Raw genomic sequence first — 12,735 nt, forward strand, 5'->3', positions numbered from 1 at the left:
CTATTCGTTATTCCCTAATTCCTTAACGTATTGCTCGTAGAACTCCAAAGCAACCTTTTCAATTACGTCGTAAGCTTCAATAGTCTTGATTCCAGCTTCTTGCAATTTTTCTTGAGGACAGTTACCAATCTTGGAGACTAAAACTGCTTTGCAATCTGCGATCGCTTTCATAATATGCTCAAAAGAAGCTTCTTCGCCGTATCCACCTTGGCAGTACTGGTCAATTTTGCGATGACCAACAAAGCGAACTTCGTCCCCACCCACTTCGTAAATTTGGAATTCTTTCGCATGACCGAAGTGTTGGTTGACTAATCCGCCGCCTTTGGTTGCTACTGCAACTAAAACTTTCGGACTGTTGGCAATTTTCTTGCCAGCTAGCGCCTTATCTTTGGCTACTTTAAGTTCTTCTTTAAACTTCTCAATTCCTTCGTGAACAGTAGCGCGTTGTTCCATGTCATATTCGGGAGCCATTTCCAAGAATTTCTCTTTAGAAAATTCTTGGCTGCGGTCTTCTCCTAACAATCCGACTGCATCGGCACGACACTGGCGACAGTGACGCATCATTTTCATGTTACCAGAGCAGTTGTCTTGAACTTCTTTGAGTTCTTTGGGTGTGGGGCCGCGTTGACCGGTTAAACCGAAGTGTGTGCCATGTTCTGGTGCAGAAATCAATGGCATGATGTTATGCAAGAATGCACCTTTCTCACGAATGACTCGATTCACTTCGACTAAGTGATGGTCATTAATTCCGGGAATCATCACTGAGTTAACTTTGCACAAGATGTCAGCATCTTTCAGGGCTTGCAATCCTTCCATCTGTCTTTCGTGGAGGATTTTCGCACCTTCAAGACCTCTATAACGCTTGCGTCTGTAGTGAACCCAAGGATAAATCTTAGCACCGATCTCTGGATCTACCATGTTAATGGTGATCGTAACGTGATCTATATTTAATTGTTTAATGCGATCGATGTAGTCGGGCAGCATTAAACCATTGGTTGATAAACACAGCTTGATGTCTGGCGCTTGTTCTGCAATCAACTCAAATGTGCGGAAAGTCTTATCTGGGTTCGCCAGAGGGTCGCCAGGGCCGGCAATTCCCACAACTGTCATTTGGGGAATCTTGCCGCCAATGACCAAAGCTTTGTGTGCTGCTTGTTCTGGTGTTAGCAATTCGCTAACTACTCCAGGACGGCTTTCGTTAGCGCAGTCATATTTGCGGTTGCAATAGTTGCATTGGATGTTGCAAGCTGGAGCAACTGCAACGTGCATCCGGGCGTAGTGGTGATGAGCGTCTTCGCTGTAGCAGGGATGTTTCGCAATACGTTCTTCGAGCTTTTCGTCCCTTTCCACGGTGGCGCTACTCGGGCTGTCGCAGCCGCAACCACCTGATTTTGCTTGGGTTGGCGATTCCGTAGCGTTGGAGTTGAGGAGTCGTGTAGACGGTGATGTCATTTAGTTTCGCAAAAGGTCGGTGGACTTGGCTGCCACTGTGGGAGATGCCGTTGCTACTCTTTCATGCCCAGAATTGAAGTCGCGTCTTCCACACTGCCTGCAAACCCTTGGGTGAGGGCGACTTGTTTTCAAGTCAGGCAGGCGATAGATATCTGATGTTCGGCTGGTGTGTGTCAACGTTCGGTTCTTGGGTAGAATTTGTGCTTACAGCCGCGACTTCTCTTCACTTCAGGCATGGTGCTATGTCATCCCTCCACTCACCCTTCGCTTTGTTTTGTTTCAGAGCGTTAGGTGATTGGCGATATAAGATTTATAGCAGCCGTCTCCCAGCCAGATGTTGCGTCTCTCTAGGATAGAATTTATTGGATTTATTACATTTGTACTCAAATAGCAAAAACCCTAATTCTTCAAGCATTACAAGAATTAAAAAAGTTTTTTTCAGGTAGGGGTTCTAGTCTTTTTTGGTTGGGGTTCTAGTGTTTATAGATGGGGGTTCAGGATTTCTTTGTACTCAGCCACAACCCAATCCCAGCAAAGAATTTAATCTAATTGCAACTTGGATTTTGGTTATTTAAATGTGTACTCAGATTGCCCTCAATTTGCGTCAAAAGCAATAAATGCCAAGGGTTTGAGGGTGAAAAACTGGAGTAATCTATATTGTTTTACTCCAGAAACATGCGAAATTCAATTCTGTATCTAACATATCATTTTTTTGAGGGTAAAAATGCACTTCATATTCTTTTAATTTTTCTTTGACAATGATGTTCAATTATGTCTTTAAGCCTTATCTGGTAAGCCTTATGAGTTAGTGGGAATAGACGTGTTGCTGCACATAATTTTCAAAAAACTTAACTTTTAACCCCTTTTTTTTCATTCCCACAATGAGGAGATGGGTAGGAGACTCTCAGGTTTTGTGTTTGAGAGAAACAACAAACTATAATCTAACATGATTGAGCGATCGCAATGAATTTTCTGAATTGCTCACTACAAACCTTAACAAAAAACCTCACCCCCTTCCCGATGCTCTAGCTGAAACACTTGTGGGTTAAGCAGTTTGCTTTCATATTTCGTAATTCATGCCGAGTGGTCATTAGGGGGCAGGCTTTCGAGCGACGTTTACGAACTCGTCGGTCGTTTCTAGCACGACGGTCAGGAACAGCCTTGTGAACAATAACTTGAAGTAAAATGCAATAAATTTGAAGACGTTTTTTAGAAGCAGCAGCTAAAAATTGGGGAATAAAATTATTTAAATGATGGTTGCGATCGCCTCTGGCGGGCGGTTACGCCAAGAGCAAAACCCCCACTCAACGCTTTTAGCGATGTCTACGGCAGCAAGCTACGAAGGATTGCATCAAGCACAATCGCCTGTCTTATACCAAGACCTTCACTCAATAATCACTTTAAAATCTGTAGCGCTTATCCCATATAGCTTAGAGCTTTTCAAGCGTGCCATTCGGTTTAGCCCTAATGGAGTTGCTTTTTTTAACGAAAATATTAATAATATTAAGAGGCTATAAGATGCTAAGGAACACAGTTGAAAAATATCTGAAATTATTCAAGGATTCTCCTAATTATAGAGAAACTGACAGAATTGCTGATGAAATGAAAAAGGAATTTGATGCATCACCTCCTTCAGTTAGCGAAGTGATTCAGGAGTTGGAAAATTATGCTTCAAATCCAGATTATCCTGGGGCTTCGTTTGTCATGATGGCAGCATGGCGTAACCTATCAAAGGATTACACACCTATACTTTGTCACATCCTCAATGATGAGAGCAATAATGGTCTTCATTAATCAGTTATTGAACTTTTGGATGTATTGCGCGATGAAAGAGCAATTCCTGCATTATCCAAGGCATTAACATACCGATGGTATTATGACACATGGCTCAATGTGCCAAGAAAGTCTCTCCTGGCATTAGCAGAAATCCGAACTCCTGAAGCGAAGATGATTATAGAGTCGGCATCTCAATCCCCTGAAGAGCTAATTAGCGAAGATGCAAATCTGATATTAGACGATTGGTAAATTGATTAATCCACCAAGCATAAAATGCAAACAATACCTCCATGCAAACAGCCATGAAACCAAAAATAACTATTAAGAACTATTTGCCCCACAGCCTTTTGATCCCCCCAACCCCTGTTGAAAAGCAAAGCTGTTTCATTCACTCATTGGCTCAAAAAAGACTTGTGTTCTGAACGAAAAGACTTGTGTTCTGAACGAAAAGACTTGTGTTCTGAACGAAAGCACTTGTGTTTTGAACGAAAGCACTTGTGTTCTGAACGAAAGCACTTGTGTGTTCACCGTAGCCGAGAACGAGAGAGAAATAGAAGTCTGACTTTTCACGATATCGTGAAAAGTTAGAGTGTCATTTAGCTACAATCAAACCAAGCGTGAAAAAATCTGAGTTATGATAACCATCCCCCAACAGCCGCTAAAAATGACCGTTGAGGAATATCTGGAATGGGAACCTCAGCAAGACCTTCGCTACGAATATGCTAATGGCGAAGTATTTGCCATGACAGGCGGTACAATTCCCCATAACGACATTGCACTTAACTTGTACACTGGCTTACCCCTCATTTGCGTTCTAAAGGTTGTCGAGTGAATGTGTCAGATGTGAAAATGCAACTCACTGCCCAGAGTCGCTACTATTATCCTGATGTTATTGTCAGTTGCGACCCTGAAGACCTGAATGCTCGCAAGTTTATTCAACATCCCAAGCTAATTGCCGAAGTTCTTTCCCCAGGTACAAGCGCGAAAGATCGGGGTGAAAAATTTACTTATTACCTGAGAATTCCTAGTTTGCAAGAGTATATCTTGATTGACTCGGAACAAATCTCCGTTGAGCGTTACTGTCGGGGTGAGGGTAGGATGTGGCTTTACTATCCCTACACGGCTGGAGATATCGTCACTTTATCGAGCATTGAATTTGAGTGCCCGATTGAATTGCTGTATGAAGGTGTTGTATTTACCACTGAAGAATAAAGAAAATGTTCCGTGTTAACTTTTAAAGAGCGATGTCTACGATGGTCACTGAGCTTGTCGTTCGCGGAGCGTCTCGTAGAGAAGTGCGAGCTGCGCCTACGCACCTTAAGCAACTGCATAGCCAGTGTAGGGTCTTAACTCCGGTGAACGAAACCCTAGAACAATGTGTTCTTTAGGAATTCCAGCCCGTTCTAAATCGGCGGCAATGCCTTCTTCCGTGCCATCCCTTTGAATCCAGATTTTGCCATCAATCAAGTCAATATGAACCAGACAGCCATGAATGCGGCGATCGCCATCCCAACCTAGATCCATCCACAAATAGCGATCGCGGCTTCGATCGAACACCACTTCCGATTGAATATTGGCATAAGAATAGGGTAGTGAAGCATATTCACTGAGGATAGTTTCAATAACTTGGCGATAGTGGTCTAATTGGGTGTAATCCATTGTTTAATGACCTCCTGTTTTGGATCAAAGGTAATTAGCTTTAAACGATGATTTCTCAGTAACAGTTTGCCGATGGGTTCTTCAAATAAATCATCAAAAACACTGTTAGGGACTGCAAGATATAGTACTCGCTCTGGCTCCAATTCAATCAAGATATCCTGATATAAAATATACTGACCCAATGCTTTTTCTAAATCATCAACATCCGATCTCCCAGTAAAACTTTTAATCTCAACTGCAATTTTTGATTCTGCTTTTTCCGCCGCTAACAGTTGTCTAGCACCTAAATCAACATACAAATCTTTTTTACCAAACTTAAGAGTCAGTGGGTCATGAGTAATTATCCATTTATCTTTAATCAAAGCATTTTTAACATTGTTGTGATAAAGGTCTCTAGCTGGCATACAGGTGTAGTTTTAGACTGATATTTCTATTTTAGGAAATCGCTACACTAGATTTATCAGGAAAAACAGGCTGTCTGAGTTCATTCAGCAAAATAGGGTAGAGGAGGAATGTCATGAAAGCAGTCGTTATCCGTCGATATGGCGCGACTGAGGTGTTGCAGTATGAAGACGTAGAGCAACCGAAAATCGAGCCAACGCAGTTACTTGTGAAAGTTCGTGCTAGTAGCGTTAATCCCATTGATTGGAAAATTCGCCAAGGGATGTTGAGTTTGATTGCCGGCAGCAAATTTCCGAAGATTCTGGGGTTGGATGTGGCGGGAGATGTCGTAGAGGTTGGCTCTGGTGTCACGCGCTTTAAACCAGGAGATGCTATCTATGGCAGTACTAGCTTCCCTGGAGGAGGTTATGCCGAATTTGCAGCTGTTCCAGAAAACTTGGTGGCGCTTAAACCAACGAACTTATCTTATGAAGAAGCTGCGGCTGTACCGTTAGCAGCGCTCACGGCTCTGCAAGCGCTACGCGATCAGGGAAATATTCAAACAGGACAAGCTGTGTTGATTAATGGGGCTGCGGGAGGCGTGGGCAGTTTTGCAGTCCAAATTGCTAAGGCTTTAGGGGCAGTGGTGACGGGAGTTAGCAGTACCAAAAATTTGGATTTGGTGAAATCTCTAGGAGCAGACCGGGTGATTGATTATACGCAGCAAGATTTTGCCGAAGATATAGCGCAGTATGACATTATCTTTGATGCAGTGGGTAAGCGATCGCTCTCTCAAACTAAAAGAGTCCTCAAACCCAATGGAATTTATATCACCACACTACCCAGCCCCGAAGTCTTCTTAGAGAGCGTCTTAACAGCGTTTCTTCCGGGTCAAAAAGCGAAATTTATTTTGCAAAAACCCAACACTCAAGATTTGATTTATCTGAAAGAATTGATTGAAGCGGGTAAAATTCGTGTGGTGATCGATCGCACATATCCCTTACAAGAACTAGCGGCGGCTCATGGTTATAGCGAAACTGGGCGTGTCGTGGGGAAAATTGTGTTGGCGCAGCCCGTCGTAGACATCACAGTTTCTAGTTGACTTTCCCGATATCGTCTCATATTGTGTCTGGCTAAAGACTTATCATTTAGACCGCCGGGGCAAGAGGCAGAGAGCAGGAGGAAAGAAGCGTTTCCGATTTTTGTACAGATGCGATAATCATAAGTGATTAACCGGACTTGATATCAGACCTTTTTAAATTTTGGACTTTCCTGCGGAACGCTACGCGTAGCTTGCTTCCCCGGAGGGGTACGGCATCAGCGTTCAGTAGAACACTTTTAAAGTATTCAATCCAAAATTTAACATCTAAAATTCGCTGAGTGGTGCTACTTGACCTCTATAAACGAGATGATATTATCAAGGTCATTTCCAAGGGATTTATAATCACCAGCAGTATATTCACGGCATAAACCATCACCATTTATATGTTGGCACACACGTATCCGTGTACCCGGTGGTACACTGAATGAACTAATAGTGTCATTACCAACAATATTTAAGTCACCTTGGTTGGATTTGTATACTCCTGGAGTCGTAGGAAAAGACTGGGAAATTCCGCCAAAGTTAGGGTCTCTGTAGACCTTAACCTGTTGTGACGGCGTGTAGGAAAGCTTATAGATAGTCCCGCTGAAGTCATCCGAAATTAACAAATTACCTTGCTGGTCTACTACCATATCCACAGGTCGCCCCCAGGTTTCTTGGGTTGCTGGAACTACCCAACCTGTGACTAAATCTATCTCCGGCTCTGGGGTCTTTGTCGTACTGTTCCAGGGAAAGTAAGCTATTTTGTAGCCCGTTTTCTTCTGCCGATTCCATGAACCATGCAGCCCTGTCACTACTCCATTTGAGTATAGGCTGGGAAAATTGGTATTTTGTAAAAATGTTAGTCCCAAGGGAGCTGAATGGGCTTGGATACCTTTGCTAATCCTGTCCATTGCATTGCAATTAACACTTCCATTAGCATTGAACTGATAGTCGCGGTCAAATGGCATATTGTTGAGGCCGTTTGACGTGTCAGGATTGGGGTTGCAGAATGGCCAACCGTAGTTACCGCCATCTCGGACTTTGGTAAACTCCTCTGGCGGGTGGTTGTCTACGTAGGAGGGGATAATTTTACCGTAATTGCCACTGCTATCGTTGAAGGGATAGGCAATGTTATCTCGATTATTAACGACTACCCAAAGATCATTTGTGCCAGGTAAGAATGCTAACCCTTCGGCATTACGTAAGCCTTGGGCAAAAAGTCGCTGATTGGTTCCATTAGCGTTGTACTGGTAAATTGCACCACGCTTTGGAGTGCTGAGAGTATCTTCCTTACAGGCATTGCATGTAGAGGCGATGGACACGTACAGTTTGTGGTTGGCATCAAGTGCGATATTCTTCAGTTCGTGACCATAAGCGCCTTTGAGTTCCTGTATGCTGCTGTCTGGTAAGCCAACTACAATGATTTGACGATTTTTTGCGATTAAATCTCCAGAGTTGTAGATGAAGCGGTTAATTTGATGACTCTCAGAGATATAAATGTATGTGGTGTTATCAATCTTATGAAACACAATGTCGTGTGGTTTGCGTAGACCCGTCACGAAGTCAGAAATAATTGGGTCTTTGCTGCCATTTGAGCGGACAATTAACACTTTACCCGAACTGGGCTGTGATACTAGAAGATCCCCATTGGGAGCAACTGCCATAAAGCGAGCTTTGCTAATGCGAGCATAAACAGAGACGGAGAAATTGGGTGGGACTTTCAAGTAACGGTTAGCATTAAAGGGCCAAGAGGTCATTGTACTAGGCACTTTCAGTTTAGTTTCAACAGACGCAGGGGGCGGTTGGCCGATCGCTGCGGTGGTAATAACCTCTAAGGACATCAAACTCATGAGCGATGCGGATAGTATGCGTCCAAATATCTGTGTTGGTTTTAGAGTAGATGCAACCATTTTTAACTTCCCTATAGCTTAGTAGTGATTTATGTTACACATAACTCTCGGCTAGCCGATTTGACCGAGAGCTTGAATAAAGCTAACTCAAGGGTATTCTTTTTCTTAAACACTTAAAATATCTTTATCTACTGCTATTTTTTCTAACTCATCAAAAAATTCATCAACCGAGAGTTAGAAAAAGGCAGAGCGATCGCTCTTCCAACTAAAATATTCCTCAAGTTACTTAGCCTCGAAACCATTATGCAGAGAGTCTTAACAGCGTTCCTTCTTGGTCAAAAGGGTAAGGGGTAAAGGTTTGAATTCACCTTTTTCCTTTTTCCCTTTTCCCTTTAAGCGAACCGTATTGGGTTTAGAAGGACTTTTGGGTAATCTAGATGACTTGTGTATACACCGTAAGCCTACTAGGGGAGAGGCCACGCAATACGATTTGGTTAAGGTTTTTTGATGAAAATTCTAGATCGCAAAGATGCGATAAATCACCGCCAAGACGAAAGACTGATTATTGTGGAGACGGCGATTCATCGCGTCTCTTGCCTTGACCGAACAGTATTTAGAGACCACGCAGGAATCACAAGTAATTTACCGCAGTTGACATCATTCCCTGGCTGACAGGCAGGGAATGAGAAAATACTAACTCGCGGCTAAATTCCCCCAACCGACGTAGGGTAATTTTGTAGCTGTTGCCCGAACTTGGTCAGCGTTAGCTACTAACTGACCGCAAGCATCCCAAGTTCCAGAAATAAATGTGCTTCTTGTCCCTTCACCGATCGCAACTGGGGCGGTGTAATCACCAATTTGCACTTGCAAGGTTTCCAGATTTACTGTTACGGCGGCTTGAGGATTGGCAGCAACTAAATCTTGCAGTTGTTTAACTGTAACAGCATCGGCTGTCAGACAAGGTATGCCCATTGCCACACAGTTACCGAAAAAGATTTCCGCGAAGCTTTCACCGATTAAAGCTTGGATTCCCCATTTTGCGATCGCTTGGGGTGCGTGTTCCCGTGATGAACCACAGCCAAAGTTACGGTTGACTATTAAAATATTCGCGCCTTTGTACTGGGGTTGGTCAAAGGCATGTTCACCTTTAAGTGCTGTCCGGTCATCGATAAATGCGCCTTCGCCTAAGCCATCAAAGGTAACGGCTTTCAAATATCGCGCGGGAATGATGCGATCGGTATCTATATCATTACCCACTAAAGGGATACCGCGCCCTGAAACTGTTTTAACTTCACTCACCATAAACTTTATTTACCTATCATTTCAATGACAGCCTGTTAATTTCTACAAATGACCAATGACAAATGACAAATGACAAATGACAAAAAAATTACAGTAACTCGCGCACATCAGAGACTTGGCCTTTAATCGCAGCTGTGGCAACCATCGCCGGACTCATTAACAATGTCCGACCGGAAGAGGAACCTTGTCTGCCTTTAAAGTTGCGGTTGGAGGAAGAGGCGCTGATTTGTCTTCCTTGCAGCTTGTCGGGGTTCATGGCCAGACACATGGAACATCCTGGTTCCCGCCATTCAAATCCGGCTTCTTGAAAGATTTTATCCAGTCCCTCAGCTTCCGCCTCTTCCTTCACCCGTTCGGAACCGGGGACAACGAAGGCTTTGATTCCCTCGGCAACGTGGCGACCTTTGGCGATTTTTGCCGCTTCTCGCAAATCAGTAATTCTGCCGTTAGTGCAACTACCAATAAAGCAGACATCTATTTTAGTGCCCTTGATCGGTTGACCAGGATATAAATCCATGTAGCGGTAAGCTTCTTCGGCAATGAATCGGTCTTCTTCTAGCAGTTCTTCTGGTTGAGGTACTGACTGGTTGACGCCGATACCTTGACCGGGAGTAATCCCCCAGGTGACGGTAGGGGAAATTTCCGCAGCGTCGAATACGACCACATCATCGTACTGGGCATCAGCATCGCTCTTGATGGATTCCCACCAAGCCACTGCTTTATCCCAATCTGCATCTTTGGGTGCAAAATCTCTGCCTTTGAGGTAATCGTAGGTGACTTGATCGGGATTGACGTAGCCGCATCTAGCACCACCTTCGATCGCCATGTTGCAGACAGTCATCCTCTCTTCCATATTCATTTGCTCAAATGTCGTACCTGCAAATTCGTAGCCATAACCCACACCACCTTTCACGCCAAGGGTGCGGATGATATGCAAGATGACATCTTTGGCGTAAACTCCTGGGTTGAGAGTGCCGTTAACTTCTATTTTGCGGACTTTCAGTTTGGAGAGGGCAAGAGTTTGGGAAGCGAGAACATCCCGAACTTGACTAGTTCCAATACCAAATGCGATCGCACCAAATGCCCCATGACTAGAAGTGTGACTATCTCCACAAGCGATCGTCATTCCTGGCTGAGTCAGTCCGAGTTCGGGAGCGATGACGTGAACTATACCCTGGCTACCAGAACCGATGTTGTAAAAAGTTATGTTATTTTCTTGACAGTTATTTTCGAGCGCCTGAATCATTTCTTCTGCCAAGCTATCGGCAAAGGGACGCGCCTGATTTTCTGTGGGCACAATATGATCGACTGTGGCGACTGTACGCTCTGGAAACAGGACTTTTAGACCTCTCTCGCGTAACATAGCAAAAGCCTGGGGACTGGTGACTTCATGAATTAGATGAAGCCCGATAAATAGTTGCGTCAGCCCTGAGGGAAGTGTACCAACGGTGTGTAAGTCCCAAACTTTATCAAACAGGGTACCTTTGCTCATACGTCAATCAATATTTAAAGAGTCCGGTCTTAAATAGTATCAAAAAAAAGTCTCGATTTTTGCAGTTCGCTTAATATTACTTACACCTTTGCACTCTTATTTCTCTGTGTCGCGCCAGTTGCTACAACGGGGGGAACCCCCGCAACGCACTGGCTTCTCTGCGCCTCTGTGGTTTTATTCTTCTTTAATGAACCGCAGAGACGCAGAGGGCACAGAGGTAAAAGCGAAAATTCTCCGAAATATTGAGATGCAAAGATGTAAATAATTTTATCCTTTTCCACATGGATATGTTAAGACAATACCAGATTATTGCACTACCAGGTTATGTCCATAGATTTACGGGAATTTTATCAGGCTAGCGATCCCAGCAGAACTCTGTTTGTCAACAATAGCTCTGATGGCAAGTATTATATAGATTTTTCCTCGGTACGAGGTGGTGATATTCTTGGCAAGCTGAAGCAGAAGATTACTTTTTTTAAGCCGAATGAACCCACTTGCACGTTATTTACTGGGCATATTGGTTGTGGTAAATCGACAGAACTATTGCGCTTACAGGCTGAACTGGAAAAGTTAGGCTTCCACGTTGTCTATTTTGAGTCGAGTGATGACTTGGAAATGACTGATGTTGATATTGCTGATGTGTTGCTAGCGATCGCTCGTCGTGTGAGTCAAAGTCTGGATAAAATTACTCTGGAGTCACCTAACAAGTTTAATGAGTTGCTGCAAGGTGCTTGGAAGGTCTTAAACTCCGAGGTGACGGCGGGAAAAGTTAAGCTTCCGGTGCTTGGTGATGTCGGTTTATCCGCAGATAAAGATAAGTTTTCTCTGTCTGTGGGTATTGGTGAGATCACCGCGAAGATGAAAAACGACCCAGCGCTGCGAGAAAAACTCAATCAGTATTTAGCACCGCAAAAAACTAAACTGCTGGAAGCGATTAATCAAGAATTATTGGAACCTGCGATCGCTAAACTCAAACAGCAGGGTAAAAATGGTCTGGTGGTAATTGTCGATAATCTTGACCGCATAGATAATCGTGCCAAACCTTGGGGTCGTCCACAGCAAGAATATTTATTTGTCGACCAGGGTGAGTTTTTGACGAAGCTGAATTGTCATCTCATCTATACCATGCCTTTGTCGTTGAAGTTTTCCAATGATTATGGAATGCTGACTCAGCGTTTTCCGGAAGACCCCAAGGTGTTACCAATGGTACCTGTGCAGTGGGCTGATGGCAGTGTTCATACACAGGGAATGTCACTCATGCAGCAGATGGTACTAGCTAGAGCTTTTCCTGATATGACACCAGAAGAGCGTTTAACTAAAGTTACTGAGATTTTTGATAGTGCTACTAGCTTAGAGCGTTTATGCCAAATTAGCGGTGGTCATGTGCGGGACGTGCTGAGGTTGCTAAATACCTGGATTATGGAAGAGATGAGTCTTCCCCTAACTCGTGAAACCTTAGAGCAAGTTATTCGTTCGCGGCGGAATGAAATCATGTTACCGATTTCTGAGGATGAGTGGCAATTGTTACGTCACGTCAAGGAAAAGAAAAAGGTGAGTGATGACCACGGATATCAAAAACTGATCCGCAGTCGGTTTGTGTTTGAATATCGGGATGGTGGTGAGTCTTGGTTTGATGTTAATCCGGTTTTAGCGGAAGCCAGGGAATTAGGTTTGTAGTAAGCACTAAAGTGCTTATTATTCCATATCTTTGAAAGCACTAAAGTACTTACTACGAACTC

General features: G+C 43.7%; 12 protein-coding genes and 1 pseudogene. 7 read left to right on the top strand and 6 right to left on the bottom strand.

Annotated elements, in window-relative coordinates; genetic code table 11:
- The gene (nifB, locus tag HWQ43_RS09605) at positions 1-1,452 is read right to left on the bottom strand and encodes a nitrogenase cofactor biosynthesis protein NifB (protein WP_292732418.1); all 1,452 of its coding nucleotides are present in this window, start codon (positions 1,450-1,452) and stop codon (positions 1-3) included.
- Positions 1,453-2,702: 1,250 nt separating this feature from the next.
- On the opposite strand from nifB, the gene HWQ43_RS09610 reads away from it, so the two are divergent.
- The 4 genes and pseudogenes from HWQ43_RS09610 to HWQ43_RS09625 all read left to right on the top strand — a co-directional run bounded on the left by HWQ43_RS09610 (position 2,703) and on the right by HWQ43_RS09625 (position 4,440).
- A complete protein-coding gene (locus HWQ43_RS09610) occupies positions 2,703-2,969 on the top strand; it encodes a hypothetical protein (protein ID WP_292732420.1) in 267 nt (88 codons plus the stop codon).
- Between the two features lies 1 nt (position 2,970).
- Positions 2,971-3,246 (top strand): hypothetical protein, encoded by a 276-nt coding sequence (locus HWQ43_RS09615; RefSeq protein ID WP_292732422.1) that lies wholly within the window; start codon positions 2,971-2,973, stop codon positions 3,244-3,246.
- Positions 3,247-3,261: 15 nt separating this feature from the next.
- Positions 3,262-3,477, top strand: a complete 216-nt coding sequence (locus tag HWQ43_RS09620; protein WP_292732424.1) for a hypothetical protein — start codon at positions 3,262-3,264, stop codon at positions 3,475-3,477.
- Between the two features lie 385 nt (positions 3,478-3,862).
- A pseudogene (locus HWQ43_RS09625) lies at positions 3,863-4,440 on the top strand (Uma2 family endonuclease).
- A gap of 105 nt (positions 4,441-4,545) precedes the next feature.
- Here the strand turns inward: HWQ43_RS09625 and HWQ43_RS09630 are convergent.
- Together HWQ43_RS09630 and HWQ43_RS09635 are read right to left on the bottom strand one after the other, a co-directional pair.
- Complete coding sequence (locus HWQ43_RS09630; protein WP_292732426.1) at positions 4,546-4,887, bottom strand: XisI protein; 342 nt, start codon at positions 4,885-4,887, stop codon at positions 4,546-4,548.
- Complete coding sequence (locus HWQ43_RS09635; protein ID WP_292732428.1) at positions 4,869-5,291, bottom strand: XisH family protein; 423 nt, start codon at positions 5,289-5,291, stop codon at positions 4,869-4,871. Before HWQ43_RS09635 ends, HWQ43_RS09630 begins: the two co-directional genes overlap by 19 nt.
- A 113-nt stretch (positions 5,292-5,404) precedes the next feature.
- Here HWQ43_RS09635 and HWQ43_RS09640 point away from each other — a divergent pair, with 113 nt between their 5' ends.
- The gene (locus HWQ43_RS09640) at positions 5,405-6,370 is read left to right on the top strand and encodes an NAD(P)-dependent alcohol dehydrogenase (protein WP_292732430.1); all 966 of its coding nucleotides are present in this window, start codon (positions 5,405-5,407) and stop codon (positions 6,368-6,370) included.
- A 284-nt stretch (positions 6,371-6,654) separates the two neighbouring features.
- Here HWQ43_RS09640 and HWQ43_RS09645 read toward each other — a convergent pair whose 3' ends face one another.
- Positions 6,655-8,262, bottom strand: coding sequence for a sorbosone dehydrogenase family protein (locus HWQ43_RS09645; protein ID WP_292732432.1), 1,608 nt, complete (start codon positions 8,260-8,262; stop codon positions 6,655-6,657).
- 447 nt (positions 8,263-8,709) lie between these two features.
- Here HWQ43_RS09645 and HWQ43_RS09650 point away from each other — a divergent pair, with 447 nt between their 5' ends.
- Positions 8,710-8,874: a hypothetical protein gene (locus tag HWQ43_RS09650; protein ID WP_292732434.1), complete on the top strand. Its 165-nt coding sequence runs from the start codon at positions 8,710-8,712 to the stop codon at positions 8,872-8,874.
- 21 nt (positions 8,875-8,895) lie between these two features.
- Here HWQ43_RS09650 and leuD read toward each other — a convergent pair whose 3' ends face one another.
- Positions 8,896-9,504, bottom strand: coding sequence for a 3-isopropylmalate dehydratase small subunit (gene leuD, locus HWQ43_RS09655; protein ID WP_292732436.1), 609 nt, complete (start codon positions 9,502-9,504; stop codon positions 8,896-8,898).
- A gap of 88 nt (positions 9,505-9,592) precedes the next feature.
- Positions 9,593-10,996, bottom strand: coding sequence for a 3-isopropylmalate dehydratase large subunit (leuC, locus tag HWQ43_RS09660; protein ID WP_292732438.1), 1,404 nt, complete (start codon positions 10,994-10,996; stop codon positions 9,593-9,595).
- A gap of 324 nt (positions 10,997-11,320) precedes the next feature.
- On the opposite strand from leuC, the gene HWQ43_RS09665 reads away from it, so the two are divergent.
- Entirely contained in the window at positions 11,321-12,673 is a 1,353-nt protein-coding gene (locus tag HWQ43_RS09665) for a P-loop NTPase fold protein (protein WP_292732440.1), read from the top strand.
- Positions 12,674-12,735 lie beyond the last annotated feature (62 nt).

The organism is Nostoc sp. JL31, from assembly GCF_017114965.1.
In the GTDB taxonomy this organism is placed as follows: Bacteria; Cyanobacteriota; Cyanobacteriia; order Cyanobacteriales; family Nostocaceae; genus Nostoc; species Nostoc punctiforme_A.

Coding starts and splice junctions, on each gene's coding strand:
- nifB (WP_292732418.1), bottom strand. CDS start 1,452: ATGACATCACCGTCTACACGACTCCTCAACTCCAACGCTACGGAATCG.
- HWQ43_RS09610 (WP_292732420.1), top strand. CDS start 2,703: ATGATGGTTGCGATCGCCTCTGGCGGGCGGTTACGCCAAGAGCAAAAC.
- HWQ43_RS09615 (WP_292732422.1), top strand. CDS start 2,971: ATGCTAAGGAACACAGTTGAAAAATATCTGAAATTATTCAAGGATTCT.
- HWQ43_RS09630 (WP_292732426.1), bottom strand. CDS start 4,887: ATGGATTACACCCAATTAGACCACTATCGCCAAGTTATTGAAACTATC.
- HWQ43_RS09635 (WP_292732428.1), bottom strand. CDS start 5,291: ATGCCAGCTAGAGACCTTTATCACAACAATGTTAAAAATGCTTTGATT.
- HWQ43_RS09640 (WP_292732430.1), top strand. CDS start 5,405: ATGAAAGCAGTCGTTATCCGTCGATATGGCGCGACTGAGGTGTTGCAG.
- HWQ43_RS09645 (WP_292732432.1), bottom strand. CDS start 8,262: ATGGTTGCATCTACTCTAAAACCAACACAGATATTTGGACGCATACTA.
- HWQ43_RS09650 (WP_292732434.1), top strand. CDS start 8,710: ATGAAAATTCTAGATCGCAAAGATGCGATAAATCACCGCCAAGACGAA.
- leuD (WP_292732436.1), bottom strand. CDS start 9,504: ATGGTGAGTGAAGTTAAAACAGTTTCAGGGCGCGGTATCCCTTTAGTG.
- leuC (WP_292732438.1), bottom strand. CDS start 10,996: ATGAGCAAAGGTACCCTGTTTGATAAAGTTTGGGACTTACACACCGTT.
- HWQ43_RS09665 (WP_292732440.1), top strand. CDS start 11,321: ATGTCCATAGATTTACGGGAATTTTATCAGGCTAGCGATCCCAGCAGA.